Genomic DNA, 24,851 nt, shown 5'->3' with positions numbered 1-24,851 from the left:
GCGGGGCCGGAGGCGACAGCCGACGGCAGGACCGGCACCCCCGCCGGGCATCAAATCAACGGGCGTACCCTGAAGGTCGCCGAAGAATCAAACGCTAGGGAGCCGGTCGTGTCCGCAGTCGCACCCGACGGACGCAAGATGCTGCGCCTGGAGGTCCGCAACAGCCAGACCCCCATCGAGCGCAAGCCCGAGTGGATCAAGACCCGGGCGAAAATGGGCCCCGAGTACACGAAGATGCAGAACCTGGTGAAGAGCGAAGGTCTGCACACGGTCTGCCAGGAAGCCGGCTGTCCGAACATCTACGAGTGCTGGGAGGACCGCGAGGCGACCTTCCTCATCGGCGGCGACCAGTGCACCCGGCGCTGCGACTTCTGCCAGATCGACACCGGCAAGCCGGAGGCGCTCGACCGCGACGAGCCGCGCCGGGTCGGCGAGTCCGTGGTCACCATGGATCTGAACTACGCCACCATCACCGGCGTCGCCCGTGACGACCTGCCGGACGGCGGCGCCTGGCTGTACGCCGAGACGGTGCGCCAGATCCACCAGCAGACGGCGGAGCGCGAGGCCGGCCGCACCAAGGTCGAGCTGCTCGCCCCCGACTTCAACGCGGTGCCGGAACTCCTCCAGGAGGTCTTCGCCTCCCGCCCCGAGGTCTTCGCGCACAACGTCGAGACGGTCCCCCGGATCTTCAAGCGCATCCGCCCCGGCTTCCGCTACGAGCGCTCCCTGAAGGTCATCACCGAGGCCCGCGACTACGGGCTGGTCACCAAGTCGAACCTGATCCTCGGCATGGGCGAGACCCGTGAGGAGATCAGCGAGGCGCTGAAGCAGCTGCACGAGGCCGGCTGCGAGCTGATCACCATCACCCAGTACCTGCGCCCGTCCGTGCGCCACCACCCGGTGGAGCGCTGGGTCAAGCCGCACGAGTTCGTGGAGCTGAAGGAGGAGGCCGAGCGGATCGGCTTCTCCGGCGTGATGTCGGGCCCGCTGGTGCGCTCCTCCTACCGCGCCGGACGGCTGTACGGGATGGCCATGGAACAGCGTCACGGCGCCGCGGTCTGACAGCCGGCCACACCCACGGGCGCGCGCCGCGTGTGAATTCACGCACAAGGACTTACTCGCCAGTAGTGGCCGAAGTGCCGCGGCCCCGACCGTCCTCGCAGTTGAGGACACCGGTCGGGGCCGCGCCGCCGTTGTGGCCCCCGGCATCGTGGCTTCATGTCCGTTTGACCGGCGGGTCACGCCCTGGTAACACCAGTCAGTGACCCTGGAATCACACCACGTACGCCCGTCTCCGCACCCGGAGCCGTACCGAGGGGGACCTCCGCCATGCAGGCCGCGCCCGTTCGCGCCACCGCCATCCCGTCGTTCACCACCGCCCTGCGGGCCGTCGAGTCGCTGCTGATGAGCGGCGGCCAGCGCACCGCCCGGCGCAACGCCTGGAACTCCGTGCTGGAGGACCGCCGCCGCGCCAAGGACCGGATCGAGACGGAGCGCGTACTGAGCCAGTCCGTCGCCGGCCGCCCCTGACCCCCGCCCCGCCGCCGCCCCACCCGCCCGCGCCGGACACTGCCGTCGTCGGCGCTTTCGGAGGCACGTAGACTTCGTGCCATGGCGAGGAAGGAACCTGCAGCGGACGCTGCGAATCCCGGGCGACTGAAGCAGATCGCTCTGACCTACAAGATGACCCGCAAGGCCGACAAGAAGATCGGTCTTGTACTCGCGGGTGTCGGCATCGTCGTCTTCGGTGTCTTCCTCGCGATCGGTTTTCTGATCGGTCACCCCATCTATCTCGGCATCCTGGGCGTGCTGCTCGCCTTCCTCGCGACGGCGATCGTCTTCGGGCGCCGGGCCGAGCGGGCGGCCTTCGGTCAGATGGAGGGACAGCCGGGCGCGGCGGCGGCCGTACTGGACAACATCGGCCGGGGCTGGACGACGACGCCCGCGGTGGCGATGAACCGCAACCAGGACGTGGTGCACCGCGCGGTCGGCAAGGCCGGCATCGTGCTGGTGGCGGAGGGCAACCCGAACCGGGTGAAGTCCCTGCTCGCGGCCGAGAAGCGGAAGATGAACCGCATCGTCGCCGACGTACCCGTGCACGACCTGGTCGTGGGCACCGGTGAGGGGCGGGTCGAGCTGAAGAAGCTGCGCACGACCATGCTCAAGCTCCCCCGGGTGCTGTCCGGTCCGCAGGTCACCGTGACCAACGACCGGCTGCGCGCCCTGGGCGACCTGATGAGCAACATGCCCCTGCCCAAGGGGCCTATGCCCAAGGGCATGCGGATGCCCAGGGGCGGCAACCCCGGTCAGCGCTGACCGCGCAGGACCACACCCCGGCCGTACGACGATGGGGCACCCGGAGAGATCCGGGTGCCCCATCGTCGTACGGGGGCTGTCCCACACGGGGTTCGTCTCGCGCGGGCACCGTCTCGTACGGGGGCCGTCCCGTGCGAGGCGTCCGCCGGGTCAGACCCGTACTTCCACGGTACGGGCCAGCCGGTCGTGCAGGCCCCGCCCGTCGCGGTCCCAGATCAGCGCCGGGAGGGCGAGGCACAGCAGGACGGAGCGCAGCAAGGCGCGCAGGGGGCTCGGGCGGCCCGTGGCAAGGTCCACCACGCGCAGGCCGAGCAGGCGCTTGCCCGGGGTGTAGCCGACCGTGCCCACCGTCAGCACGCTCAGCACGAAGAAGATCAGCAGGGCCCAGTTGCCGGTCGCCTGGTCGTAGCCGTCCGTGATGAGGCCGTATGCGATCAAGAGGCACAGGGCCCAGTCGACGGCCAGGGCGCCGATCCGCCGGCCCGGACGGGCGATCGAGCCCGGCCCCTCCTCCGGCAGACCGAGTTGCTCGCCCCGGTATCCGAAATCGGCGCCGGCGTCTTCCAGGGCCGCGCGCGGCCCGGAAAGCCACGATCCGATTGCTTGCCTGTTGTCCACCCGTCCACGGTACTGCGGCCCGGTACGACCGGGGAGGGAGGGGGCGGGAAGGCCGCCCCGAGGGGCCCGGGGCGGGGGTGTGGCGGGTCGGGATGGGGCCTAGGGTGGAACGGAGCCGGTTAACTTCAGCGAAACAAACGGGTCACGCCCGAGAAATCACCCGTCCCTAGGGTCGAGGAAGCGTGTGCCACCCGCACTGGCCGCACGAACGATCTACCACCCCGGCGGGACGGTCGGGAGTAGGAGGAGCTGGATGTTCCAGAACGCCGACGAGGCCAAGAAGTACATCGCCGACGAGGACGTCAAGTTCGTCGACGTCCGGTTCTGCGACCTGCCGGGCGTCATGCAGCACTTCACGTTGCCCGCCGCGGCGTTCGACCCCGACGACGAGCAGGCCTTCGACGGCTCCTCGATCCGCGGCTTCCAGGCCATCCACGAGTCGGACATGTCCCTGCGTCCCGACCTGTCGACCGCGCGCGTCGACCCGTTCCGCCGGGACAAGACCCTCAACATCAACTTCTTCATCCACGACCCGATCACGGGCGAGCAGTACTCCCGCGACCCGCGGAACGTGGCGAAGAAGGCCGAGGCCTACCTCGCCTCCACGGGCATCGCCGACACGGCGTTCTTCGGCCCGGAGGCGGAGTTCTACGTCTTCGACTCCGTCCGCTTCGCCACCAGCGCGAACGAGTCCTTCTACCACATCGACTCCGAGGCCGGCGCCTGGAACACCGGTGCGCTGGAGGGCAACCGCGGTTACAAGGTCCGCTACAAGGGCGGCTACTTCCCGGTCCCGCCGGTCGACCACTTCGCCGACCTGCGTGCCGAGATCTCCCTGGAGCTGGAGCGGTCCGGCCTCCAGGTCGAGCGCCAGCACCACGAGGTGGGCACCGCCGGCCAGGCCGAGATCAACTACAAGTTCAACACGCTGCTCGCCGCCGCCGACGACCTCCAGCTCTTCAAGTACATCGTGAAGAACGTGGCGTGGAAGAACGGCAAGACGGCGACCTTCATGCCGAAGCCGATCTTCGGTGACAACGGTTCGGGCATGCACGTCCACCAGTCGCTGTGGTCGGGCGGCGAGCCGCTCTTCTACGACGAGCAGGGTTACGCCGGCCTGTCCGACACCGCCCGCTACTACATCGGCGGCATCCTCAAGCACGCCCCGTCGCTGCTGGCCTTCACCAACCCGACGGTGAACTCCTACCACCGCCTGGTGCCGGGCTTCGAGGCGCCGGTGAACCTGGTGTACTCGCAGCGCAACCGCTCCGCCGCGATGCGCATCCCGATCACGGGCTCCAACCCGAAGGCCAAGCGCGTCGAGTTCCGCGCGCCGGACGCCTCCGGCAACCCGTACCTGGCTTTCTCGGCGCTGCTGCTGGCGGGCCTGGACGGCATCAAGAACAAGATCGAGCCGGCCGAGCCGATCGACAAGGACCTCTACGAGCTGGCTCCCGAGGAGCACGCCAACGTGGCTCAGGTCCCGACCTCCCTCGGCGCGGTCCTGGACCGCCTGGAGGCCGACCACGAGTTCCTCCTCCAGGGCGACGTGTTCACGCCGGACCTGATCGAGACGTGGATCGACTTCAAGCGCGCCAACGAGATCGCGCCGCTGCAGCTGCGTCCGCACCCGCACGAGTTCGAGATGTACTTCGACGTGTAAAGATCAAGAGGGCTCTACGCTGCGCGGACCCTGTTCGGACTCATCGCCAGTCCGCACAGGGTCCGCAATTTTGTTGATCATGGGGCCCATGGTCCGCTCGACAGTGGCCCGGGTGGACTCGTCGGAGTCGGGCCAGAGGTGACCGTAAGTGTCGAGCGTCGTCTTCGCGGACGAGTGCCGTAGCCGCTGCTGGACCACCTTCACTGAGCTGCCGCCCGCGATCAGCAGCGAGGCGAAGAAGTGGCGGAGGTCGTGAAAGCGGAAACCCTCGGGCAGGCCGGCGACCTGCTTCCTGATCCGCCTTATGTGCCGCTCGACCTTCCACGGTCCCAGCTGGGCGCCGTCGTCGTCTGGCACCACCCAGCCGTCCGTGCGGCCGTCGAGTAGCCGCTTCAGCTCCCCGACGAACGCGTCCGGGATCGGCACGGCGGCCATGCTCATCTCGGTTTTCAGCGGCTCCGCCGGGTACTGCACGGCCGGGTTGATGACGCGCGCCTCCAGGTCGACGTCGCCGACGCGGAGCCCGCAGACCTCGGCGACGCGCAGCCCGGCGAACGCCCCCAGCAGGATCGCCGGCCGGTACTTCTCCTCGGCCTCCCCGTACAGGCTCCAGAGCTGCGCCTCGGTCGCCACGTAGGGCCGCTGCTTCCCCGTCCCTGGCGTCGTCTTCTTGCCGCACGGGTTGCTGGCCAGCTTCCGCGCCTCCACGGCGTCCTGGAGAACCTGCTTCAGCCGGTTGTGCAGAGCGAAGCGGTAGGACTGGGACAAGCCCTCTCGCTGAAGCTTCGCTGTCCACCGCTTGACGGCCATCTTGTCGACGGCCATCAGCGGCAGGGGCCCGAACTCCTTGCGGATGCGGGCCAGGTGCACACGGGCCTGCCGCTCCGTCGACTTCCGGTGCGCGTAGGTCTCCAGCCACGCATCGCACCACTGGTCGACGGTCATCTTCTTGTCCTGCGGGTCGACGTAGGTGTTCGTGACCAGCGCGGCCGTCACCTCATCGAGCCACCGTTCCCCGTCAATCTTCCGCTCGAAGTGCCGGGCGTGCTCCTTGCCGGCGAGATCCCGGTACCGGGCCCGCCATTTACCGTTCGGGCGCTTCTTGATGCTCTTGCTTGCCACTCCTCGGCCTTTCTTCAGGGGAGCTGCAACGCTGCCAGGGAGTTCTTGAGGGCGGGGGGCCTTTCGGATTGTGAGAGCTACGAACGCCGCGGCCGGCCCCGCTTGTAGTACGTAGCGATGAACTTCGCTTCGTGAACCGTCACGGCATCCTGTGCCGGTAGCTGCTGGCCCCCGACCGGCGTCAGAAGACCCGTGTACGGGATCGGGTCCGGCAACGGCCGCTCCGAAGGCAGCAACACCGGCTCGCCCGCCAGCCACGCATCCTTGGCGGCCTGCCAATCCCCCAGCGCCAGGTACCACTCGACATACGACGGATCGGGATGGTCGGCCGGGGCCGGCGGACGCCACTCCCGCCAATCGAACCGGGCCAGACACACGGGCATACGGGCGGCAGACGGTCGTCGGCGTCGGCTCACGATGGCCACCTCGCCTGCGGGGTGCCGAACGTCTCCTGCACCCACGCCACCGGAGGCAGCGGCGTACCGAACCGGTCGCGGCCGTCGACCCGCCGCGGCACACCATGGCTCCGCAGCCACGTCTGCCGCTCCACCAGGAAGGCACGCCACACCGCCATCGCCGCCCAGAACGTGTCATCCGGGTGCCGCTCGAGGTAGCCGGCCGCCGCATCCCGGTACCGGTCCGGCTGCAACTCCGAGACGTACTCCGGAACCGTCGGAGGACCCGGCACGGCGCGGCGCCGGCTCACGACGCATCACCCCGGAACGCCTGCCGGTAGTCGTCCAGCGAGGCCGTGGACGACGACCATTGCGGCCGGGCCGGGGCCGCACGGTCCCCGTGCCACCGCGACAGTGCAGCCTTACGGCCGCGCTGAGATGGCGTCGACCGCTCCCCGCTCTCCTCGCCGGGCCTGGTCGCCCCCAGCTGCCGCAGGATGCGCGACAGCGCGAGACGGTGCCCGCGGATCTCCCGGATCAGCGGGTTGGCGACCGGCTGGCCGCGTGAGCCCTTCGACAGCAGCTCGCCCGCGTCGAGGGCGGCACCCATCGTGTCGATCTCGTCCGCCAGGCGGGCCGCTTCCTCCAGCAACAGCAGCTCGTCCGGGTCGAGTTCCAGCTCCTCGAGGGTGTCGTGCCACAGCCTCAGACCCCGTTCTCCGAGCCCATCGGGGGCCGGTGGAGGGGTGTACTCATCGTCCGACACGGTCGGCCTCCCTGGTAAATCCAGCGTTTCTGCGTCGCATCGACAGGCAGCAGCTATACGGTCCCGATCCGGGGAAGATCCCCCAGGGGGAGCCGTCCCCAGGGTGGTTAGTCCTGGTCTGTCCGCTGCTGCTTGCTCGTGGCGTCCGTTGAGCCGAGGTGTCCTGGTCTCGCGGTCGGCGTCGGCGTGGTCGCCTTGGTGCTGTTGTTGATGTTGTTCTGATCGTTGATCGATTCAGCTTTCGATCTTCAGTTGTGTTCTTCGATCTTCGATCTTTGATTCTCGTTTTGATCTTTTGTCTTTTGTTCTTTGTCTTGTCTCTGCCCTTGCCCCTGCCCCCGGTGGGGGGTGGGGGTGTGCGGTCCGGCCGGCGCGGCGCCCCAAGGCTGCCGGCCGGACCGCGGTCGACGCTGGTGAGTCAGTGCAGCTGCCCGAAGAGGAGTCTTCGACTGCTCGTCACCATCGGTTCGCGTCGAGCCTTCGGCTGCTCGCACGATGCCGTTCACGCCGAGTCTGTGGTGGGTCAGGCTGCGTCGTTGCCCCATACGGTGAGGTCGCTGCCTGCCAGCTGTAGTACCTGCTGTGTGGTGAGCCTGCCGAGTTCGCTGGGTGTGTCGAGGGCGAACGACCAGTCGCTGCCGCTGTTGGGTCGCTGCAGTTCGGCGAGCTGCTTGTAGGTGTCGCCCTTGCTGGGTGAGGTCTCGGCGTAGGCGGAGACGATGGGCTGCCACGCCTCGCCGAGGATGGGGACCTGGGACAGGTCGGCGGCGCGGGAGGCGATGGCCTTGACCATGTCGGTGTCGCCGGCGCGCTGGGCTCGCTGGAACGCGTCGCGTGCGTCGCGGGGGTCGTTGAGCTGTGCGGCCTTCTCCCGCGCGTCGCGTGCTGACATGGCGTTGTAGCCGGTGGAGTCGTCGCCGCCGAACAGCTTCCGCTCCAGCATGGCGCGCTGTCGTTCGTAGCTGGCGGTGTTCTCCTCCAGGAGGGCGGCCAGCTTCTGCTCGGCGTCCTGCTGGGCGCGGGCGATGGCGACTTGCTTGGCCTGGGCGGTGAGGTCTCGGCGGTTGCGGATGCGGGCGAGGGTGCGGTCACGCTCGGCACGGATGCTGTCGGCGGGGGTCCTGGTCATGGTCAGATTCCTTCCGGGGTGTTGGGCTTGGTCGACAGGGCGACGGTGAGGGTTCCGTCGGGGGCGAACGTGTTCGGGTAGGGGATGGTGGCGACGGTGTCCGGGGCGTGGCTGTGGAGGGTGGTGCCGAGCTGCCAGATGGCGGCGAGGGCGAGTTCCCGCAGCTGCTCGACGTCGCGGCTGGCGAGGATGTCGGCGATCGTGTTGTACGAGCCGAGGTCGCCGTGCCAGCTGATGGCGCGGTCCACGACCACGAGGGTCAGCGCGGTGTTCTGCGAGATGGTGTCGGTCACTGGTTCTCCTTACGGGGCGTAGTGAAGTCGGGGGGTGTCGCAGATATTCGGGCTCTCTTGGTGGCCCAAGTGCGTACCCCCTGCGATGGGGGGTGCCTTACGCCGGTTGACCTGCGGCGATGCCTGGGGCGTTGGGGGTACGCACTGGCGCGTACCCCCTGGCCGTGACCCCGGGGGGTACGCACTGCTGCGTACCCCTTCCGGATGGGCGTTGACCTGCGGTGATTCCCCCTGGGAGAGGGGGTACGCACTTTGGGTGGAGAGAGGGAGGGTTTTTCTCCGGGGGTGGAGGCTCATGTCACTCTCCGTCCTCGCCGTCCGGGGCGGCGAACACCTCGGGCTTGAAGATGTAGAGACGGACCTGACCGCCGTTCATCTTCTTCTTGGCGAGGTAGGGCGGCCGGTACGAGGCGTTCTCGACCAGCACGGCCGCTTCCCGCCAGCTGGGGATGACCGACTCCAGCTCGTACCCGGCACGGTGGAGCGCTTCCTTGAGCCGCTGCGCCAGCAGACCGACCGAGGGCAGCCCGTCGACGTCCAGCTCCCGCCCGATCCATCCGGAGAACGGGGGCTCGTTGTCGGTACCCGGCGACCACAGGGAACGCCGGTTGGAAGCGACGTACTCACGGACGACGTCGAGCGCCATCTCGCCCCGGTTGTCGGTCTGGTCTCCCACGGCGAACAGCCGCTCCCAGACGGACATAGGCGGCGCCGGGAAGGGGACGATGCCCCATTCGTGGCCGACCTCCGCAGCGAGGGCGAGAACGGCCACCAGGGGCGCCCTGCGGGCCGACATGTCGCTGTCGTACCGGTGAGCCTCCGTCAGTTCCTTGTGACGGGCGACCAGGCGGCGCTTCCCGTCCCCTGCGGTCTCCTCGAGCAGCTTCTCGACGAACCGGGGGCCGGCCGTGCCGTAGTGCTCCGCACACCCGTCCCGGACATCGACGGCCGCCGTGGCGGACTCCGGTCCGTCCGTGCCGAACGGCGCTTCCTTCACTGTGAGGACGCGGGCCCCGGCGCCCTGGTCGGTCGTGAAGGTGAGGACCGACTGTTCTCCCGTCGAGATCATGATGGTTCGCCACGGGAGGCCCGACGGCCAGCCACCGCCGCGGGCCTGGCCGTGGTTCTTCGGGATGGAGTACAACAGCGCGTGCACCAGCTCCGGGTCACGCACGAGCTTGGTCTCGTCGAACACGACCGGCAGCCCGTTGACCAGGTTCAGGCGCTTCTCTGCGGCCAGCATCGTGGTGCGCCACGAATACATGCCGTCCGCCTTCTCGCTGGGGTCTGCCCACACGCTCATCCCGGCGCCGGCCGCCGTGGTCTTCCCGCGCGTCGACCGCCCGCTGATGTCGACCGTGAACGAGTTGACCCCGACCAGTTCCAACAGCGGAGCGGCGAGGGACGCGTACAGCGCCATCTGCGCGGCCGGGTACACCTCCATCGGCTTCACCGCGGCCTGCCAGCCCGCGAACGTCCCAGCAGGGGCATGCGCGGCCAACGCTGGCTTCTGCTCGTCGTACTTGACCTCGACACGGTGCGGGGAGTCCTGCGCGGTGACGAACGTGCCGTCCTTCTGCCAGCCCAGCTGCCGGGCCAGATGAACGCGCGGGATCTTCCCCTGATTGATGGACTCGAACGCGGCGAGGTAGCGCTCGGCGAGTTTGGCGTCAGCCTCGATGACAGGCAGGCCCGCATCCCCGAGGGTGGCCACCAGGATGCGGCCCCGTCGCACGACGGAGCGTTGCACGGTCCTGGTGACGACCTGGCCGCGATCGACCCACGCCAACTCGACGGCCTGGTCGCCGATCGGGTCGACATAGACGGACCGGATGACCAGGGGCGACCACGCGATCCGAACGTCGATGAACGTCTCTTTGGCGACCTGCTTCTCGACCCACACCCCGCCGTAACTGATCTTGTAGCCGGTGGGCATGCGGACGCCCTCGGGAACGAGACCATGACGGTCCGTCCATTCCTCGGTTGCCTGCTCGGTCGTTTCGTCGGTCATACCCGCACCCCCCGCTCGGCGGAGGCGACGGTGCGGCGGGCCTCGCCGTCGGATAGACCGACCTGGATAGCCGCTCCGATCAGCTCAGCCTCAACGTCGCTGGCCGCGAGATGTCCGTCTCGCACGTGATCCCACGCCTTGCAGGCAGCCCAGTACAGAGCCGCGTTGCGACCTCCGGGGCGGCCGGAGTGAGGGGCGGGGGCGCGGAGAACAACGTTCACGAGTCCTTCGAGGGCCCGCCCCGCAGCGTCGCCGGACGTGGGGGTAACGCGACGCTGGGGGCGGACGACGGGGGCCGGAGGCAGCATCAGCTTCAGCAGCGCCTCGGGGACGGGCTGCGGGGGCGTGTAGCCGCGCCGGGGGTGAAAGGTGTACTCCCCGTTCCGGCCGGTGCTGCCGGGCCCAACGACGTACCCGCCCGTTCCGCGGACGTCGAGGCCGAGACCGAGGCGTCCGACGGAGTTCGGCACGGTGACGCCGTCGGGAACGGTCAGCCACACGTGGGCACCTCCGGACGGAGTGAACACGGTGGTCGTCATCTGGGGGACCTCGAACCCGTGCTCACGGCCCAGCTGGGCAAGTGTGGCGTAGCCGTCGACGCCGTTCTTCCGGTCGATGTCGAGGCCGACCAGGCGGCCACGGCAGGCGACCAGGTATCCGACCGCTTTCGGGGCCAGTCCGAACAGACGACGTACATCAGCCGCGTTGGTGGTGGCGTCGTACACGCCGTGCCCGGGCTGTCCGCAGTCTCCCTTGCAGCTGTGTCCCTTGCCGTGCGGGGACGGGATGGCCGGCGTCTTGTTGATGGTCGTCGGCGCTACGGCGTAGCTCAGGGCCGCGGCTCGGAGGGCGTTGTCGAGGGCCTTCTCGTGGTTGCTCATACGGTCACCGCCTCGACGCGCAGTTGCACGACGTACACGGCGCCGCAGGGTGCGGTTTTGAGGACGGACTGGACGAGCGGCAGCGGCGCCCGGTGCAGGTGAGGGTGCCCGCAGCTGGGGCACTTCTCGACCTTGACTTGCCGGTGCCACTTCCGAGAACGGGACCGGTACGTGTCGAGCCGGCCCGCTACACGCTGCGGGTCTCCGTGTGCCAAGATGGCAGCAGACGAACCGCCCGCTGCGGAGTCTTCCTGAAACGCCCCGGATAGCCGCCGGGGCGTTTCTGCGTTCCTGGTCATGCTGCGGCGCCTCCGGCCTGGTCTGCGTCCCACTTGTCGAGGACGTCCGGGTCGTAGAGGACGCGCCGGCCGCGCTTGACGCCGTCGGGCAGGTAGCCGATGTGCCGCCAGTAGCGGACGGTTCCCGGTGCTACGCGGTAGCGGCGGGCTACCTCTTCGGTGGTCATGTACTTGTCGATGCGTTCTTGCAGGGTCGTGCGCTGCGCGAGGTCCATTTCGCCTCTCCGGATGTGTGGCATATAGCCAGGGTCGTCAGGCTGGCGCCAACGCGACAGCTAACGATGACGCTGTTATACATGAGGTTGTCGTGTTGGCGCCAGCCTGTTGCCGTGATGGGGCCATCACGTTGACTGGCGTTGGAGTCGGGCATACCGTCGGGCTCGTGATTACTGACCAAGACCTGCCGAAGCCGTGGCGCGTGGTCGCCTCCCCCATCGCTCAGGAGAGCTCCACCCAGCTGGACGCTGTGGCCGGGCTGAAGACCGGTGTCGAAGATCCGGTGTCCTGGGACTTGATCGAGAACTCGGAGACCGGTCGTCGTCTGATGCTGCGGTTCGGTGTCGACGACAGCGGGCTTGTGATTACCGGTGTCTACGTGCCTGGTCCTGATGCTGTCGGGATCCGTGAGTTGCGGTTGATCCCTCTGGCGTCGATCGAGGCGGCCGTGCGATCCCGGCGAGCGACTGCCGGCGCCACCGTTCAGGCCGCGGTGATGGCTGGCCCCGGCGACCCCCACGAGGGGCCCCTCGGCAACCCCAGCGGTCCGGACGACACGCGCTTTTTCGCGCGGCTCGCCCTCCGCTACCTGCGGGTCGCTGCCGAATCTTCGCGGCCGGCCACCGACTTGGCGGAGGCTGAGGGCGTCACCCCCCGGACCGTTCAGCGGTGGACCGCGCGGGCCCGGGAGCTCGGTCTCCTTCCCCCCGGTCGCCCCGGTCGTTCCTCCTGAGGGAGGGAGGCGACGGAGGGGAGGCTGGCATCCCGTTTTCGGGGGTGCCGGGCGCCTTCTCGCACTGCCTCCCTTGCCTCCCTGACTGGCCGTTCCACCAGGTCATGTACAGGGAGGCAGTGCGGGGAGGTGAGCGGGGAGAACTCCCTACTCTTCGTGGCCTCCCTCGTCGGAATCGTCCTCGTCGCGGGATGCGATGGCGTCGAGGATCCGGTCGAGGCTGACGTGCTGCCGGCCGCCGTTCGTCTTGTACTCGCCGTGCCCGGCGTCGTCCAGGACGCTCCGCAGGTTCCGGAACGTCCAACTGCCGTACTCGGCCGGGTTCCGGTCCTGGAGACCCCGCAGGACGTCCTGCGTGAGCATCTTCGTCTCGTGCCCGAGGACGGCCGCGATGTCGGCCAGGTGGTCGACGGGAGCGAACGCGGGAGCGTCGGCCGGCCCGCCCTCGTACAGCGCCATGGCCCGCTCGACGACCGGCGTCACCTCGTCGATGCCCCGCTCGGGGTCCCGGGCGACGTAGTGGGACCGGATGATCTCGAACGGCTTGGCGGTGAACCCGTAGGTGACTGCGGTACCGACGTCCTGGCCAGGCACCAGCTCCGTGGCCCGGATACCCGCCTTGTACTTGCCCGAGCCGAGCAACCCGTCGTTGGCGACCTGGTCGCCCACCGCGAACGCCACCCGGTGGGAGGTGTTGCGGGTGACGTCGCGCGGGATGCTGTCCGCGGTCGGGGAGACCGTGACCCAGATCAGGGTGATGCCCACCTTCCGCGCCTTCTTCATCACACGGATGGCCAGCTCAGCAGCCTCTTTGCCGTACTCCTTGGACATGAACAGCTCGTGGCACTCGTCGAACACCACGACCTTGGGCCTCATCCGCTGATCCTTGAGCGCCAGTTCGCGGGTGAGCTTGGTCGACTCGCCGCCCAGTTCCTCGAGCAGCTTGCCCCGCTCGGTCACCTCGTTGGACAGGCCGCGCAGCGCGTCGAGGGCGGCCCGCAGGTCTTCGGGGTCGTCGCCCTTGACCAGGTGCCGCAACCGGGGCTTGAGCGGGTCGTAGTCGACGTTCGTGGCCATCACGTAGACCTCCGCGATGACCAGCGGGTCAAGGATCGCCCCGAGCAGCAGGGACACGACGATGGACGTCTTGCCCGAGCCCATGATGCCGCCGACGATCCAGTTCGCCGCCATCAGCTTGCCGATGATCGGTTCACCGCGCTGGGACACCGCGACCGGTACGCCCTTGAAGTAGTCGGTCGTGCCCTCGTGCAGCAGCGGCCAGTCCGGCACCGGGCCGTTCAGCGAACCCTGGTCGGCCACCCACAGGTCGAGCACCCCCGGCATGTTCGGCGGCTCGGTCGGCCACGTCTCGACGGGCTTGCGCAGGAGGTTGTGGGCGAGCACCTTCTTTTTGACGTTGATCATCTCGACGGTGACGCCCATCGGCAGCTGGAGCTGCGTGTGGTAGCCGTTGCCGAGACGGGTCGTGGGCGACACCCAACGGGGCTGCCACCCTTCCTTGATGGCCGCGTTCATCTGCCGGATGGACAGCTTGCCCAGGGCCCGGAGAATCGCGTTCTCGTCGGGGATGACGCCCTGGTCGCCGGCTTCGGCGGGCAGGGCCCACGTTGGGGCGGACTTCTGGTTGCGTCCGACGGCCCAGGCGCCGGCCACGGCCAGGAACGGCAGCGCGGTCAGCAGCGGCTCCCAGATCACGGACGCCAGGAACGCCACCCATCCGACCAGGTCAACGACCGTGTTGAGCGGGGTGAGGACGTCTGCGACGTCACGGCGGGCCCACGCGAGGAGCATGCCGAGGATGAGCAGGATGCCGGCGCCGCCGACGACGCCCATCGCGATGGCCTTCGGGGCGTTCACCATCATCTGCAGCATCTCGATGCGCCGCTTCTGGCGGGCGGCCCGGTACGCCTGGGCGCGCTGCTCCCACTCGCGCACCAGCTCCTCGTTCCCGGAGGCTTCGGCGATGCGCATCATGCGGTCGTGGCGGGCGGTCGTCCTCGAGTCCCAGGCGCGGCGGGTGAGGATGCGGGCCCCGCCGAGGGTGTAGGCGCCGTGCCGGACGGCGGCCCGGTAGCCGCTGTTGGTGCGGACCTCGACGACGACCCGGCGCAGGTGGTCGATACGGACCCGGCGCCGCGGCTTGCTGGTCTCCTCGACGTTCGGGGCCGGCTGCTGTTCGGGCGCGAACTTCAGCAGCGACACCTGCGGCTTGACGTGCCCGTTCACCTTCTCGGGTGCTGTGTCCGTCATGCTGGCCTCTCCTGGTTTCCGTTTCGCTTTTCGTTTCGGACCGGGCCCGGGGCGGCCGGTTTCGCCTGGCAGCAGACGGCCGCCCCGGGGTGTAGCTACTTGCCGTTCTTGCGGCTGGCGGCCTGGCGCTCGATGCGCTCGACACGGCGCTGCAGCTTCTTGATGTCGGCGCGGGGCATGGCCATGCGGGCCACCAGGCCGGCGATGGCGGCCTGCTCGCCGCGGGTGAAGTCGCCGAACTTGACGTCGTCGGCCATGGGTCAGACCTCCGTGGTCTGGTCGGTGTCGAGCAGGGCGGCCGCGATGCGGGTGTGGGTGCGTGCGATGTCGGACCAGGCGGCGGCCGTGGCGGCGAGTCCGTTCGCCCTGCTGCTGCCGCTGAGGGCTTCGCGCTTGGCTTCGTGGGCGAGATTGCGAGCCTCGGCGATGGCGACGCGCGCCTGCTCCAGCTGCTCGGTGCGGTCCATGGGGTTCCTCCTCGGGCGGGCCGGGCTGTCCGGCCCCACCGCCCGACTTACTTCCTCGCGGGAAGTAAGTGGGACGGAAGGGCAGGTCAGCGGCCCTTGCGCTGGTAGTCGGTCCACATGGAGCGGAGGACCAGGACGACGATGGCGGCGGTGCCGCCGAGGATGGCCAGGGCGAGGGACGCGAAGGCGATGCCGACGCCGCCGACGCAGACGGCGCAGGCGATGCCGATCCACTCGCCGGCCGAGCGGCGGGCCTTGTGCTGGTGCTCGCACTGGTGGTGCTGCGAGGCCGACTGCTGCGTGGTCTTGGCCAGCTCCAGCGCGGCGAGGGCGATCCGGGCAACGTCCGTGTTCGCGGCGGCCTCGCGGGCGGCGGCCTCCGCCTTCTCCAGGGCGTCGCTCACGACTCGCCCCCGCCCGGTCCGGCAAGCGCCCACGCGGCCTGAGCCTTCTTGAAGCCGTCCTGAATCTCCTTGGCCCGGTTCTGGCCGACGTGCAGTCGGTCCTTGATGGCGCGGATGGACGGCATGTCACCGGCCAGCAGCTCGGCCTTGAACTGCTCGGCAGCCCAGCCGAGACCCATTTCCGTGAGCGGGTCGGCCTGCGCCGGGTTGCCCTCCGGCGCGTCAGGTACGGGCTCGGGTACGTACTCGGCGTGTACCTCGGTGCGGGTACGCGGCTGTTCCGCGGCGGCCACCGGGCTGACGTGTATAACATCCACGTCTTCCTGATCGACTTCCGGCCGGGTCACGATCGGCAGCAGCCGTGCCCCCTCGGGTACAGCGTTCGTCGGCTCCGGGTACGCCTCGACCTTGACCGGCTCCGTGTACTCGACGACCGGCTCGGGGTCGCCCTGCCACGGCGACGGCAGGTCGATCGTGGCGAGGGAGGCAGCGTGGCGGCGGGCCGCCAGCAGATCAAGCAGCTTCTGCCGCTGCTCCTCGTCGGCGCCGGCCTGCGCCTTGCCCACGGCCACGGACAGGCGCCGCGCTACACGGGCACGGCCCCGGGCACCGGGCTTCATCTCGGACAGTTTCGCGGCCAGGGCCACGGCCTTGACCATGGCGCGGTCGCGGGAGATCTGCTCTGCCGACCGGTCCCGCACCGCCAGGCCGAGCCGGGACAGCAGCCGCTCGCGTACCTCACGGGCGAGTACAGCGGGCAGCGATGCCGACTCGGCGTCCGGCTTGGCGTGCCGCAGCTCGATCCCCATCGCCAGGTGCCAGAGCACCGCGGCGAGTACGGGGCCGACCACGGCGCGCACGGTGCCGCCGACGAACCCGGACTCGGAGTACGCCGGGATCACCTGTACTCCGGTGATCAGCCAGACGAGTACACCGGGTGTACCTGGGGCGCCCTGGGCGCGCAGGTTCTGCCGGGCCATCAGGGCAGTTGCCAGCAACGCCAGCTCGGCGGCGGCGAACATCGCCGCGCGTTCGACGGTCGACACCATGCCGAGCTCGTGCTCGGCGAAGCGCCACGACGTGTCCGCGCTGTACGCGGTGCACGCGGCGGCGGCGATGGCGGCGACCGCCACGGCGGCCGGAGTACGGCGCAGCGGCCGCAACAGGATCGCGGCCACCGCCAGGGCGGCGACGCCAGCAGCGCCGGCCGCCCATGGGTGGGTCTGTGCCCACGTGGTCAGGGTGTTCATTCGCCCACCTCCGAGGGGGCAGCGGCGCGCACGACGCGGTGCGCGGCCAGGCAGATGCCCTCACGGTCGCGGCGCTCGTTCGCGTCGAGCAGCGCGGCCATCAAGGCGGGAACAGACGGGGTCGGCCGGGCCGACCGGCACACCGCGCGCAGGGCGGCATGCTCGGTCGGCCGGCGAACGGGCCACTTCGCGTTCATACGACGTCCCCCCGGGTCTGGATTGCCTGGGCGGCGACCTGCTCCATACGGGTGGCGGCGGTACGCAGCACGCCCGCCAGATGCGTGATCTCCTCGGCCTCGAAGTCGCCCTGCATGTCGACCTCGACGGCAACCCGCGGCACCAGCTCCACGAACGGCGCCCACGACATCCACACCCGCAGGACCGTCGCGTAGCCGTGGCTGTAGGTGTCAGAGGACGCCTTCACGCGCACGGAGTTGTGGGTGACGTCGTTCCGCCCGATGCCGGCGCCCACCTGCCAGGCGTGGCCGATGCACCACGCCGGGCAGGTGAACTCCACGGGCCCGTGAGTGGTCGTCTCCAGGACGACCGTTCGCGGCTCGCTCACCGGTCCTCCCCCGTGGGGAGGGTGACGGCCTCGGACCACGTCTTGCCGGCGTCGAGCGCGGCCTGCGCCTGGTCGACCGTCACGTAACCGGCGACCGGGTGCTCGGCGAGCCGCTCACGCAGATACTTCGCGGTCCAAGAGGGCCCGAGGTCGGGACCGTCGTCCAGCAGGTTCCGCAGGGCGACACGGGCGTGCACGACACGGGCCGACAGCAGCCGGTCGTGCACCTCGCTTCCGCCGGTCGTCGCCGCGTGCGGCAGATCGATGGCCTCCAGGACTGCGGCGAGGAGGTCGCGAACGTCGTCGTTCATCCCGGTCACCACCCGCGGACGCGCATCGCGCGGCGGCGCGAGGACGCCTTCATGGGCAGCGGACGCGGAGCCGGCGTCTCCTCGACACGCGACAGGTCCACCGACTCGACCTGCGGGTAGCGGGAGCGGTTCACGTTGTGGTTACGGCGCGGCATCAGACGGCCTCCCCACGGACCCGGCGCAGCGCCTCGTCCATGTCCGGGTCGGGGTCGCCGCCGGCCATCTCGGTCGTGACGATGGGGGCGGGCATCGGCGGCACGTCCACACCGAGCACTTGGGCGAGGAGGTAGCGGGCCATCGTGTCGTGCTCCAGCTCGGAGCGGCCCGCGGGGAGCGTCAGCAGCAGCTCCCCGGTCTTCCGCTGGACGACGGCGCCGAAAAAGCCGGCGTCCTCGATCCCGACGTCCAGCAGGGTGACGCCCAGCTCGTTGATGAGCACGGGCAGAGGGGTGTCCATCAGGTGGTCGACGGACGGCTTGACGGCACGCGACTTGTCGGCGGCCGTGGGCTGCAGCGGGACGCCGGCGAGAGCGGCAACGTGGCGTTCGACGGCGCTCGTCGTCACAGCGTCACCGCCAGCTCTGCGGCGGGGATGCCGCGGTCGGTGAGGTACTGCGCGAACGCGGCCCGGGAGACGCGGATGGTGCCGCGGCCCTGACCGACGCGGTACGACTCCAGACGGCCCGCCTTGATCTCGGCGTAGACCGTGCCCGGCTCGACGCGCAAAGCGGCGGCGATGTCCTTGACTCGGAGCGGTTCCGGAGTGGGCGCCTGCGTCTGGGCAGGCGGGATAAGCTCAGCGTGCATCTGAGACCTCGACTCTTGGATGCGAGGCCCTGGCGGGCTCGGTGCGGGAACACCGAGATCACCCCGTCAGGGCTTTGGCATGACTGACTTGTCCCGATCGGCATCTGACGTGCCGATTGGGTACACGCCTAGGATGTTCTAGAAGGCTGCACAGAGTCAACAGGCATTGCAGAACATTCTAGAAGTTAGGAGTTTTCATGGTTCGTGATCTCTCGGGACTGCCGCCCTACCAGCGGATTGCGGCGCAGATCATCGAGCGCATCGAGAGCGGCGAACTCCAGCCCGGCGACCGCGTCCCCTCCGTCAGTCAGATCATGGAGACCGAAGGCGTCAGCCGGGCCACGGCCGCGCGAGTTCCCGGCGTGCTGCGAGCAGAGGGCTACGCCACCGCCACGCCTGGCGTGGGAACCATCGTCACCAAGCCGAAGAAGCTCACCGCGGGTGCCGACCGTCTCGCCAAGCTGCAGGCCGGTGGGGCAACCCTCGGCGACAGCGAGCGCGTCGAGATCCTCGACGCCGTGCGGGAAGCGGCATCCCAGGAAGTCGCTGACGCCCTCGGCCTGGAGGCCGGGGCCGAGGTCGCACGGCGACGCCGTCGGTACCTCGACAGCGTGGGCGTCGTCACGGTGTCCACGACGTGGGTGTCCGGCTCGATCGCCGACCAGGCGCCAGAGTTCCTCGAGGCCGCACCGCTCCCCAAGATGACGTTCGGCCTGATCGAGGATCGCACCGGGCGGCGGGTAGCTCGGCGCCGGGACACGGTGGCGCTCCGCGAGGTCCCCGAGGACGTCGCCGGTCCCCTGGAAGTCGAGGCGGGCACACCGACCGTGGTGGTGATCAATCACTACTGGGACCAGAACGGCGAGCCGACCGAGTACGCCGTCGACTACCTCGGCGCCGGCCGTGAGCTGTCCTCCGAGTACGACCTCGACTGACTGGGGGCGGTCTGCCCAGTGGAGTTGGGCGGAACGCAAAGAGGGCCCCCTCGCCTGGTGGAGTCAGGCGAGGGGGCCCTCGTATGCGGTGCGACCGTGAGTGACGCTGGCGGTCCGCAATCAGTCCGCAGAACATTCCAACATTCTTAGCGTTTCCCAACGTGTCCAAACGGTCAAACACGCAGGTCAACGCCCTATGCGGGGTGAACCACAGGTGGCGGATCGGCCATCTAAGTTCGAGATGTACTTCGACGTGTGACCGACTCCCGGGTCGGCCCGGGTCGTCCGGCGCCCCCGTCTCCTGCTTGTCAGGGGGCGGGGGCGCTGTCGTCGGTTCGTCCGCTCGTCGGTTCGCTGCGGCCCGTCGGTTCACTGGCTCGTTGGCCGAAAAGCTTCACAGGGGGGACCCGGCCCAGGATCATGGGTACTGACACGACTGTTCGAGTCAGGGACGGGGAGAGGGACCGAACATGTCCGATCGAGACGACCGAGGCGACGAGGAACGCGAGTTCGACATCAGGTGGGCGGACGGGGCCGAGCACAAGGAGCCCTCCGCACGCGCCCGGATGCTCGCCGCGCGCTGGAAGGAGAACCCGCCCGGACCGGTCCCCTTCCGCGCCGACCCCGAGCACGTGGGCCGCTCCGGGCGCCGGTCGTCGTGGGTGTCCACCGCCCTGGTGCTGGGCTGCGTGGCCGCGGTGATCGTCCTGCTCGGGTACGCCGACTTCCGGGCGCCCCACTAGAGCGCTCACCGGGCCGGACGGCCCGGCGCTGTCAGTGCCGTCGGGCAGGATGGCCGTACCGAGGACGCGACGGGCGGGCGGAGGCCGGTATGGGTGACGGACGGCGGCACATCGGGACGGCGGAGCGGCGGGACCGGCTCGGGCTGCGACAGCGGCTGGCGGGCCCGTCGCGGGCGGGGAGCCCCGAGGAGGTCGCCGGTTCGCTGGTCGCGCTGCACGGTACGGACCCCGCGACGGTGTACCTGGCCGTGGGCGCGCGGCTCGCGGACGCGGCGAAGACCGTGGGCGGTACGGCGCGGGCGCTGTACGAGGACGGGACGCTGGTCCGGATGCACGGCATGCGGCACACCGTGTTCGTGTTCCCGACGGAGCTGACGGCGGTCGTGCACGCCTCGACCGGTCTCGCCGTCGCCGCCAGGGAGCGGGCCGCGCTGCTCAAGAACATGGCGGAGGCCGGGGCGCCGGACGCTGCCTGGCTGACGGAGGTCGAGGAGTCGGCGCTGGCCGCGCTGGCCCGGCGCGGCCAGGCCACGGCGGCCGAGCTGGCCCGGGACGAGCCGCGCCTGAAGGAGCAGTTCGTGTACGCGGCCGGGAAGAGTTACGAGGGTGTGCACACCGTCTCCACCCGGCTGCTCAAGGTGCTGGGCGTGGAGGGCAAGGTCGTCCGGGGCCGGCCGCTGGGCTCGTGGACGTCCGGCCAGTTCCGCTGGGCGCCGGCGCCCGAGCATCCCGGGCTGGACCCGGGCGAGGCGCAGGCGGAGCTGCTGCGGCGGTGGCTGGCGGCGTGCGGGCCGGCCACCGAGGACGACCTGAAGTGGTGGACGGGGTGGCGGGTGACGGAGGTGCGCCGGGCGCTGGCCGCGATCGGCGCGGAGGCGGTGTCCCTGGACGAGGGCACGGGGTACGTGACCGCCGGCGACGCCGGTCCGGCCGCCGGGCCCGCCGAACCGTGGGCGGCGCTGCTGCCCGCCCTGGACCCGACGGCGATGGGCTGGCGGCACCGGGACTGGTACCTCGCCCCCGAGCTGCGGCCGATGCTCTTCGACCGCAGCGGCAACGTGGGGCCGACGGTGTGGTGGAACGGCCGGGTGATCGGCGGCTGGGCCCAGCGGGCCGACGGCGAGATCGTCTGGCGGGTGCCGGCCGGCGAGGGGCTCGGCCGCGAGGCGGAGACCGCGATCGCCGCGGAGGCGGAGCGGCTGGCGTCCTGGGTGGGGACGACACGGGTGACTCCGCGGTTCCGGACGTCCTTGGAGCGTGACCTGTCGGCGTAGGGCGCCTGCGGAACGGCAGCCCCGACGGCGGCGACGCCGGGCACCCTGGACCACGTGCGGGCGCCCGGCGCCGTGCTCACCGCGAGTACCGCATCAGCGCCCGCACCATGTGGCACGTCGTGTCCGACGGCGGGTGGACGCCGATGGTCTCGGCGGCCCTCCGTATCCTCTCGTTGCGCGCCTGGTTCGGCAGGTAGACGCCGGAGTCGAGCAGGGCGATGGCGAGCCGCATCGCCTTGAGCCGGCGGTTGTGCGAGACGTACCACTCGCGGGGGCGGCCCGCCGGCAGCGGACGCTTCTCCACGGGTTCGTACGGCATATCGAGCAGGACGGGCCGCTTGGCGGTGGACTGGGTGGGCAACGGCTTCTGCTTCAGTGCGGCAGCGGGCACGGGCATCCTCCTGTCGCGGTCGGCGCGCCTCCGGACCTCCCGGCGACACCCTCGAACACTGCTTCTATTTTACCGCCCACCACTGACAAAAGCCCCTGGCCACAAGGGCTTTCGAGGTCACCGTGACGCACGGGGCGAACGGGTTTCCACACCCCTAGGGCTACCGTGTGCGGCATGGAGATCTGGATCAACCCGGCCTGTTCGAAGTGCCGCAGCGCGATCGGCCTGCTCGACGCCGAGGGGGCCGAGTACACCGTCCGCCGCTACCTGGAGGACGTGCCGAGCGAGGACGAGATCCACGAGGTGCTCAACCGGCTGGGCCTGGAACCGTGGGACATCACCCGCACCCAGGAGGCGGCCGCGAGGGAACTGGGTCTGAAGGACTGGCCCCGTGACGAGACGTCACGCGAGCGCTGGGTCACGGCGCTGGCCGAGCATCCGAAGCTGATCCAGCGCCCGATCATCACGGCGGACGACGGAACGGCCGTCGTGGGCCGCACCGACGAGGCGGTACGGGACGCCCTGTCCCGTTAGGCGGTGGTCCGCCGGGCGCCGGGACCCGGGGGCTCCGCGCTGTCGCCCTGCGCCGCCATGGCCACGGTGCTCACGGCCCGCGGCACGGGCGGCCGTACGAACAGCACGGCCGGCCCGGGCAGCGGGGCACCACGGACCGGGTCGCGTCGGCCGGCGGGGGACGCGCCCTCCGTCGGCCCGGCCGCTGAGCAACTTCGTCCGGCAGCTCGTACCCAGTGGCGTACGCTCCCCCAGCCGTCAGGAGGCGCGCATGTCGCGCAGGAGAAGTCCCGGTACGAAGAAGAAGATCGCACTGCTGGTCAGCGCGGCGACGGTGGCCGCAGGCGGGGCGTTCGTGATGGCGAACGCCTCGAACGCGACGCAGACCGCCCCACAGGCGCGGACGAAGGCCGCCCAGGACTCCACCGTCTGCCGGGGCCTGGCCACCGCGCTCGGCAACAACCAGCGGTTCATCGAGGGCCAGCGGGCCGCTCCCGACGCGCAGTCGGAGGCCAGGATCGCCAACCGCGAGGCGGTCGTCGCGGAGATCGAGCGCAAGCAGGCGGCGTCGGGCTGCGCGGTCGGGGAGTCGGCTCAAAACTCCCAGGCCGCGCAACCCCCGCAGGGCGGCCAGGAGACCGGGCAGCAGGCCGGACAGGACACCGGGGAAGAGGCGGGGCAGGAGACCGGGCAAGAGGCAGGGCAGGAAGCCGGACAGCAGGACGGGGGCCGGCCGGGAGGTGCCGCGCAGGCCGGCGAGCAGGTGTGCGAAGGCTCCACCGTCACCCTCTCCGGTGAGGGCGGCGCACCCGCCGCGTCCAGCGACCGGTTCCCGGTGGGCACCAGGCTCAAGGTGACCAACCTGGACAACGCCAGGTCGACGACGGTGGAGGTCGCCTCCGTCTCGGGCAGCTGCGTACTCCTCAACGACGCCGCCTTCGAGCAGGTCCGGGAGCAGGGCAAGTTCCTGATCCGCCGGGCGCTGATCGAGAAGGTGGCGTGAGGCCCGGCCGCACGGCGCGGTGAGGAGGCCGCCCGGGCGCGGGGGTCCGTCCGGGCGGTCCGATCCGGACGGGACGGCGTGCGGCAGCGCGGGACGGGGCGGTGAGGCCGGCGACCGTACGGGGGTGACGGTCGCCGGCCGACGCACGGGCGGAAGCCGAGGACGACGGAAACCGAGGACGGACGGAAGCCGAGGACGGGCGGAAACCGAGGACGGGCGGAAGCCCCGAGAGCCGCGCCACACCGACCCCAGGTAACACGGGGTTCACATACGGGCAACGGACGGGAAATCGCCTGTTGGCACGCTGCACGGCAGTAGACGCGACGCCCCGGCCCGCCGGCGCGCGCAGCACCCGCAGTGCGCCCAGACCCACCCCGAAGGATGTGTCCCCGTGACCTTCAAGGCCGAGTACATCTGGATCGACGGCACCGAGCCGACGGCCAAGCTCCGTTCCAAGACGAAGATCATCACGGACGCTCCCGCGGGCCCGGCGGCCCTGCCGGTCTGGGGCTTCGACGGCTCCTCGACCAACCAGGCCGAGGGCAGTTCCTCGGACTGCGTACTCAGGCCGGTCTTCTCCTGCCCCGACCCGATCCGCGGCGGCGACGACATCCTGGTGCTGTGCGAGGTCCTCGACACGGACATGGCCCCGCACCCGAGCAACACCCGCGCTGCGCTGGCCGAGCTGACCGAGCGGTTCGCCGCGCAGGAGCCGGTCTTCGGCATCGAGCAGGAGTACACCTTCTTCCAGGGCGCCCGCCCGCTCGGCTTCCCCGAGGGCGGCTTCCCGGCCGCGCAGGGCGGCTACTACTGCGGTGTCGGCTCGGACGAGATCTTCGGCCGCGACGTCGTCGAGGCGCACCTGGAGAACTGCCTGAAGGCCGGTCTCGGCATCTCGGGCATCAACGCCGAGGTCATGCCCGGCCAGTGGGAGTTCCAGGTCGGCCCGCTGGCGCCGCTGGAGGTGTCCGACCAGCTGTGGGTGGCCCGTTGGCTGCTCTACCGCACCGCCGAGGACTTCGGCGTCTCCGCCACCCTCGACCCCAAGCCGGTCAAGGGCGACTGGAACGGCGCGGGCGCGCACACCAACTTCTCCACCAAGGCGATGCGCGAAGGACCCGAGGGGTATGCCGCGATCATCACCGCGTGCGAGTCGCTCGGTGAGGGCTCCAAGCCGCTGGACCACGTCAAGAACTACGGCGCCGGCATCGACGACCGCCTGACCGGCCTGCACGAGACCGCCCCGTGGAACGAGTACTCCTACGGCGTCTCCGACCGCGGCGCCTCGGTCCGCATCCCGTGGCAGGTCGAGAAGGACGGCAAGGGCTACATCGAGGACCGCCGCCCCAACGCCAACGTCGACCCGTACGTGGTGACCCGTCTGCTCGTCGACACCTGCTGCGCCGCGCTGGAGAAGGCCGGCCAGGTCTGACCCGGCCCCGACCCGCTCCCAGGGGCGCCCACCGCGACGGTGG

At 70.2% G+C, this 24,851-nt stretch carries 33 protein-coding genes; 11 read left to right on the top strand and 22 right to left on the bottom strand.

Annotation, left to right across the window (positions count from 1 at the left end; translation table 11 throughout):
- Window positions 1-108: 108 nt before the first annotated feature.
- From lipA to ACVV2G_RS01775, 3 genes are all read left to right on the top strand, one after another.
- Entirely contained in the window at window positions 109-1,062 is a 954-nt protein-coding gene (lipA, locus tag ACVV2G_RS01785) for a lipoyl synthase (protein WP_453840743.1), read from the top strand.
- Between the two features lie 267 nt (window positions 1,063-1,329).
- On the top strand, window positions 1,330-1,530 hold the full coding sequence (locus ACVV2G_RS01780; protein ID WP_453840742.1) for an SCO2195 family GlnR-regulated protein: 201 nt from the start codon (window positions 1,330-1,332) through the stop codon (window positions 1,528-1,530).
- 81 nt (window positions 1,531-1,611) lie between these two features.
- Window positions 1,612-2,316 (top strand): DUF4191 domain-containing protein, encoded by a 705-nt coding sequence (locus tag ACVV2G_RS01775; RefSeq protein ID WP_453840741.1) that lies wholly within the window; start codon window positions 1,612-1,614, stop codon window positions 2,314-2,316.
- Window positions 2,317-2,466: 150 nt separating this feature from the next.
- On the opposite strand, the gene ACVV2G_RS01770 is transcribed toward ACVV2G_RS01775, so the two are convergent.
- Window positions 2,467-2,934 carry an RDD family protein gene (locus ACVV2G_RS01770; protein WP_453840740.1) on the bottom strand — a complete coding sequence of 156 codons (468 nt, stop codon included), beginning with the start codon at window positions 2,932-2,934 and terminating at the stop codon, window positions 2,467-2,469.
- Window positions 2,935-3,187: 253 nt separating this feature from the next.
- Between ACVV2G_RS01770 and glnA the strand changes: the two genes are divergently transcribed.
- Window positions 3,188-4,597: a type I glutamate--ammonia ligase gene (glnA, locus tag ACVV2G_RS01765; RefSeq protein ID WP_453840739.1), complete on the top strand. Its 1,410-nt coding sequence runs from the start codon at window positions 3,188-3,190 to the stop codon at window positions 4,595-4,597.
- A 3-nt stretch (window positions 4,598-4,600) separates the two neighbouring features.
- On the opposite strand, the gene ACVV2G_RS01760 is transcribed toward glnA, so the two are convergent.
- The 9 genes from ACVV2G_RS01760 to ACVV2G_RS01720 all read right to left on the bottom strand — a co-directional run bounded on the left by ACVV2G_RS01760 (window position 4,601) and on the right by ACVV2G_RS01720 (window position 11,708).
- The gene (locus ACVV2G_RS01760) at window positions 4,601-5,719 is read right to left on the bottom strand and encodes a tyrosine-type recombinase/integrase (protein ID WP_453840738.1); all 1,119 of its coding nucleotides are present in this window, start codon (window positions 5,717-5,719) and stop codon (window positions 4,601-4,603) included.
- A gap of 77 nt (window positions 5,720-5,796) precedes the next feature.
- Window positions 5,797-6,135: a hypothetical protein gene (locus ACVV2G_RS01755; RefSeq protein ID WP_453840737.1), complete on the bottom strand. Its 339-nt coding sequence runs from the start codon at window positions 6,133-6,135 to the stop codon at window positions 5,797-5,799.
- Window positions 6,132-6,425, bottom strand: coding sequence for a hypothetical protein (locus ACVV2G_RS01750; protein WP_453840736.1), 294 nt, complete (start codon window positions 6,423-6,425; stop codon window positions 6,132-6,134). The genes ACVV2G_RS01755 and ACVV2G_RS01750 overlap by 4 nt, the downstream gene beginning before the upstream one ends.
- On the bottom strand, window positions 6,422-6,880 hold the full coding sequence (locus ACVV2G_RS01745; protein WP_453840735.1) for a hypothetical protein: 459 nt from the start codon (window positions 6,878-6,880) through the stop codon (window positions 6,422-6,424). Before ACVV2G_RS01745 ends, ACVV2G_RS01750 begins: the two co-directional genes overlap by 4 nt.
- Window positions 6,881-7,403: 523 nt before the next feature.
- Entirely contained in the window at window positions 7,404-8,009 is a 606-nt protein-coding gene (locus ACVV2G_RS01740; protein ID WP_453840734.1) for a hypothetical protein, read from the bottom strand.
- A 2-nt stretch (window positions 8,010-8,011) separates the two neighbouring features.
- Window positions 8,012-8,302, bottom strand: coding sequence for a hypothetical protein (locus ACVV2G_RS01735; RefSeq protein ID WP_453840733.1), 291 nt, complete (start codon window positions 8,300-8,302; stop codon window positions 8,012-8,014).
- A 298-nt stretch (window positions 8,303-8,600) separates the two neighbouring features.
- Window positions 8,601-10,313, bottom strand: a complete 1,713-nt coding sequence (locus ACVV2G_RS01730; RefSeq protein WP_453840732.1) for a DUF927 domain-containing protein — start codon at window positions 10,311-10,313, stop codon at window positions 8,601-8,603.
- Window positions 10,310-11,194 (bottom strand): bifunctional DNA primase/polymerase, encoded by an 885-nt coding sequence (locus ACVV2G_RS01725; RefSeq protein WP_453840731.1) that lies wholly within the window; start codon window positions 11,192-11,194, stop codon window positions 10,310-10,312. The genes ACVV2G_RS01730 and ACVV2G_RS01725 overlap by 4 nt, the downstream gene beginning before the upstream one ends.
- 295 nt (window positions 11,195-11,489) lie before the next feature.
- Window positions 11,490-11,708, bottom strand: a complete 219-nt coding sequence (locus tag ACVV2G_RS01720) for a helix-turn-helix domain-containing protein (RefSeq protein ID WP_453840730.1) — start codon at window positions 11,706-11,708, stop codon at window positions 11,490-11,492.
- A 167-nt stretch (window positions 11,709-11,875) separates the two neighbouring features.
- Here ACVV2G_RS01720 and ACVV2G_RS01715 point away from each other — a divergent pair, with 167 nt between their 5' ends.
- Window positions 11,876-12,442: a hypothetical protein gene (locus ACVV2G_RS01715; protein WP_453840729.1), complete on the top strand. Its 567-nt coding sequence runs from the start codon at window positions 11,876-11,878 to the stop codon at window positions 12,440-12,442.
- A gap of 147 nt (window positions 12,443-12,589) precedes the next feature.
- Here ACVV2G_RS01715 and ACVV2G_RS01710 read toward each other — a convergent pair whose 3' ends face one another.
- The 11 genes from ACVV2G_RS01710 to ACVV2G_RS01660 form a co-directional block, all read right to left on the bottom strand.
- Window positions 12,590-14,713: a zonular occludens toxin domain-containing protein gene (locus ACVV2G_RS01710; protein ID WP_453840728.1), complete on the bottom strand. Its 2,124-nt coding sequence runs from the start codon at window positions 14,711-14,713 to the stop codon at window positions 12,590-12,592.
- A gap of 95 nt (window positions 14,714-14,808) precedes the next feature.
- Window positions 14,809-14,970: a DUF6257 family protein gene (locus ACVV2G_RS01705; RefSeq protein WP_453840727.1), complete on the bottom strand. Its 162-nt coding sequence runs from the start codon at window positions 14,968-14,970 to the stop codon at window positions 14,809-14,811.
- Window positions 14,971-14,973: 3 nt separating this feature from the next.
- Entirely contained in the window at window positions 14,974-15,180 is a 207-nt protein-coding gene (locus ACVV2G_RS01700; protein WP_453840726.1) for a hypothetical protein, read from the bottom strand.
- 86 nt (window positions 15,181-15,266) lie between these two features.
- Window positions 15,267-15,584 carry a hypothetical protein gene (locus ACVV2G_RS01695; RefSeq protein ID WP_453840725.1) on the bottom strand — a complete coding sequence of 106 codons (318 nt, stop codon included), beginning with the start codon at window positions 15,582-15,584 and terminating at the stop codon, window positions 15,267-15,269.
- Window positions 15,581-16,834 carry a hypothetical protein gene (locus tag ACVV2G_RS01690; protein WP_453840724.1) on the bottom strand — a complete coding sequence of 418 codons (1,254 nt, stop codon included), beginning with the start codon at window positions 16,832-16,834 and terminating at the stop codon, window positions 15,581-15,583. Before ACVV2G_RS01690 ends, ACVV2G_RS01695 begins: the two co-directional genes overlap by 4 nt.
- The gene (locus tag ACVV2G_RS01685) at window positions 16,831-17,031 is read right to left on the bottom strand and encodes a hypothetical protein (RefSeq protein ID WP_453840723.1); all 201 of its coding nucleotides are present in this window, start codon (window positions 17,029-17,031) and stop codon (window positions 16,831-16,833) included. The genes ACVV2G_RS01690 and ACVV2G_RS01685 overlap by 4 nt, the downstream gene beginning before the upstream one ends.
- Window positions 17,028-17,399 carry a DUF6907 domain-containing protein gene (locus ACVV2G_RS01680; RefSeq protein ID WP_453840722.1) on the bottom strand — a complete coding sequence of 124 codons (372 nt, stop codon included), beginning with the start codon at window positions 17,397-17,399 and terminating at the stop codon, window positions 17,028-17,030. The genes ACVV2G_RS01685 and ACVV2G_RS01680 overlap by 4 nt, the downstream gene beginning before the upstream one ends.
- A complete protein-coding gene (locus tag ACVV2G_RS01675) occupies window positions 17,396-17,710 on the bottom strand; it encodes a hypothetical protein (RefSeq protein ID WP_453840721.1) in 315 nt (104 codons plus the stop codon). Before ACVV2G_RS01675 ends, ACVV2G_RS01680 begins: the two co-directional genes overlap by 4 nt.
- Before the next feature lie 5 nt (window positions 17,711-17,715).
- The gene (locus ACVV2G_RS01670; protein WP_453840720.1) at window positions 17,716-17,865 is read right to left on the bottom strand and encodes a hypothetical protein; all 150 of its coding nucleotides are present in this window, start codon (window positions 17,863-17,865) and stop codon (window positions 17,716-17,718) included.
- Window positions 17,865-18,275, bottom strand: a complete 411-nt coding sequence (locus ACVV2G_RS01665; protein WP_453840719.1) for a hypothetical protein — start codon at window positions 18,273-18,275, stop codon at window positions 17,865-17,867. The genes ACVV2G_RS01670 and ACVV2G_RS01665 overlap by 1 nt, the downstream gene beginning before the upstream one ends.
- Window positions 18,272-18,517: a helix-turn-helix domain-containing protein gene (locus tag ACVV2G_RS01660; protein ID WP_453840718.1), complete on the bottom strand. Its 246-nt coding sequence runs from the start codon at window positions 18,515-18,517 to the stop codon at window positions 18,272-18,274. The genes ACVV2G_RS01665 and ACVV2G_RS01660 overlap by 4 nt, the downstream gene beginning before the upstream one ends.
- Window positions 18,518-18,714: 197 nt before the next feature.
- On the opposite strand from ACVV2G_RS01660, the gene ACVV2G_RS01655 reads away from it, so the two are divergent.
- From ACVV2G_RS01655 to ACVV2G_RS01645, 3 genes are all read left to right on the top strand, one after another.
- On the top strand, window positions 18,715-19,452 hold the full coding sequence (locus ACVV2G_RS01655) for a GntR family transcriptional regulator (protein WP_453840717.1): 738 nt from the start codon (window positions 18,715-18,717) through the stop codon (window positions 19,450-19,452).
- A gap of 470 nt (window positions 19,453-19,922) precedes the next feature.
- Complete coding sequence (locus tag ACVV2G_RS01650; protein ID WP_453840716.1) at window positions 19,923-20,195, top strand: SCO2583/SCO2584 N-terminal domain-containing protein; 273 nt, start codon at window positions 19,923-19,925, stop codon at window positions 20,193-20,195.
- Window positions 20,196-20,284: 89 nt separating this feature from the next.
- Window positions 20,285-21,469, top strand: a complete 1,185-nt coding sequence (locus tag ACVV2G_RS01645; protein ID WP_453840715.1) for a winged helix DNA-binding domain-containing protein — start codon at window positions 20,285-20,287, stop codon at window positions 21,467-21,469.
- Between the two features lie 76 nt (window positions 21,470-21,545).
- Here the strand turns inward: ACVV2G_RS01645 and ACVV2G_RS01640 are convergent, their stop codons facing one another.
- A complete protein-coding gene (locus ACVV2G_RS01640; protein WP_453840714.1) occupies window positions 21,546-21,860 on the bottom strand; it encodes a hypothetical protein in 315 nt (104 codons plus the stop codon).
- Between the two features lie 174 nt (window positions 21,861-22,034).
- On the opposite strand from ACVV2G_RS01640, the gene ACVV2G_RS01635 reads away from it, so the two are divergent.
- The 3 genes from ACVV2G_RS01635 (at window position 22,035) to glnII (ending at window position 24,808) form a co-directional block, all read left to right on the top strand.
- Window positions 22,035-22,394 (top strand): arsenate reductase family protein, encoded by a 360-nt coding sequence (locus ACVV2G_RS01635; protein ID WP_453840713.1) that lies wholly within the window; start codon window positions 22,035-22,037, stop codon window positions 22,392-22,394.
- A 250-nt stretch (window positions 22,395-22,644) separates the two neighbouring features.
- Window positions 22,645-23,376 (top strand): hypothetical protein, encoded by a 732-nt coding sequence (locus ACVV2G_RS01630; RefSeq protein ID WP_453840712.1) that lies wholly within the window; start codon window positions 22,645-22,647, stop codon window positions 23,374-23,376.
- Window positions 23,377-23,767: 391 nt separating this feature from the next.
- Window positions 23,768-24,808 (top strand): glutamine synthetase, encoded by a 1,041-nt coding sequence (glnII, locus tag ACVV2G_RS01625; RefSeq protein WP_453840711.1) that lies wholly within the window; start codon window positions 23,768-23,770, stop codon window positions 24,806-24,808.
- Window positions 24,809-24,851 lie beyond the last annotated feature (43 nt).

It is taken from the genome of Streptomyces sp. JK94, assembly GCF_053613315.1.
The sequence above is the reverse complement of the archived record's forward strand: the minus strand, read 5'-3'. Positions and strand labels throughout refer to the sequence as shown.

Bases quoted from the DNA above. Each gene is read 5' to 3' on its own strand.
- ACVV2G_RS01780 (WP_453840742.1), top strand. From the start codon at position 1,330: ATGCAGGCCGCGCCCGTTCGCGCCACCGCCATCCCGTCGTTCACCACC.
- ACVV2G_RS01775 (WP_453840741.1), top strand. From the start codon at position 1,612: ATGGCGAGGAAGGAACCTGCAGCGGACGCTGCGAATCCCGGGCGACTG.
- glnA (WP_453840739.1), top strand. From the start codon at position 3,188: ATGTTCCAGAACGCCGACGAGGCCAAGAAGTACATCGCCGACGAGGAC.
- ACVV2G_RS01740 (WP_453840734.1), bottom strand. From the start codon at position 8,009: ATGACCAGGACCCCCGCCGACAGCATCCGTGCCGAGCGTGACCGCACC.
- ACVV2G_RS01730 (WP_453840732.1), bottom strand. From the start codon at position 10,313: ATGACCGACGAAACGACCGAGCAGGCAACCGAGGAATGGACGGACCGT.
- ACVV2G_RS01725 (WP_453840731.1), bottom strand. From the start codon at position 11,194: ATGAGCAACCACGAGAAGGCCCTCGACAACGCCCTCCGAGCCGCGGCC.
- ACVV2G_RS01720 (WP_453840730.1), bottom strand. From the start codon at position 11,708: ATGGACCTCGCGCAGCGCACGACCCTGCAAGAACGCATCGACAAGTAC.
- ACVV2G_RS01710 (WP_453840728.1), bottom strand. From the start codon at position 14,713: ATGACGGACACAGCACCCGAGAAGGTGAACGGGCACGTCAAGCCGCAG.
- ACVV2G_RS01705 (WP_453840727.1), bottom strand. From the start codon at position 14,970: ATGGCCGACGACGTCAAGTTCGGCGACTTCACCCGCGGCGAGCAGGCC.
- ACVV2G_RS01700 (WP_453840726.1), bottom strand. From the start codon at position 15,180: ATGGACCGCACCGAGCAGCTGGAGCAGGCGCGCGTCGCCATCGCCGAG.
- ACVV2G_RS01690 (WP_453840724.1), bottom strand. From the start codon at position 16,834: ATGAACACCCTGACCACGTGGGCACAGACCCACCCATGGGCGGCCGGC.
- ACVV2G_RS01685 (WP_453840723.1), bottom strand. From the start codon at position 17,031: ATGAACGCGAAGTGGCCCGTTCGCCGGCCGACCGAGCATGCCGCCCTG.
- ACVV2G_RS01675 (WP_453840721.1), bottom strand. From the start codon at position 17,710: ATGAACGACGACGTTCGCGACCTCCTCGCCGCAGTCCTGGAGGCCATC.
- ACVV2G_RS01670 (WP_453840720.1), bottom strand. From the start codon at position 17,865: ATGCCGCGCCGTAACCACAACGTGAACCGCTCCCGCTACCCGCAGGTC.
- ACVV2G_RS01660 (WP_453840718.1), bottom strand. From the start codon at position 18,517: ATGCACGCTGAGCTTATCCCGCCTGCCCAGACGCAGGCGCCCACTCCG.
- ACVV2G_RS01655 (WP_453840717.1), top strand. From the start codon at position 18,715: ATGGTTCGTGATCTCTCGGGACTGCCGCCCTACCAGCGGATTGCGGCG.
- ACVV2G_RS01650 (WP_453840716.1), top strand. From the start codon at position 19,923: ATGTCCGATCGAGACGACCGAGGCGACGAGGAACGCGAGTTCGACATC.
- ACVV2G_RS01645 (WP_453840715.1), top strand. From the start codon at position 20,285: ATGGGTGACGGACGGCGGCACATCGGGACGGCGGAGCGGCGGGACCGG.
- ACVV2G_RS01635 (WP_453840713.1), top strand. From the start codon at position 22,035: ATGGAGATCTGGATCAACCCGGCCTGTTCGAAGTGCCGCAGCGCGATC.
- ACVV2G_RS01630 (WP_453840712.1), top strand. From the start codon at position 22,645: ATGTCGCGCAGGAGAAGTCCCGGTACGAAGAAGAAGATCGCACTGCTG.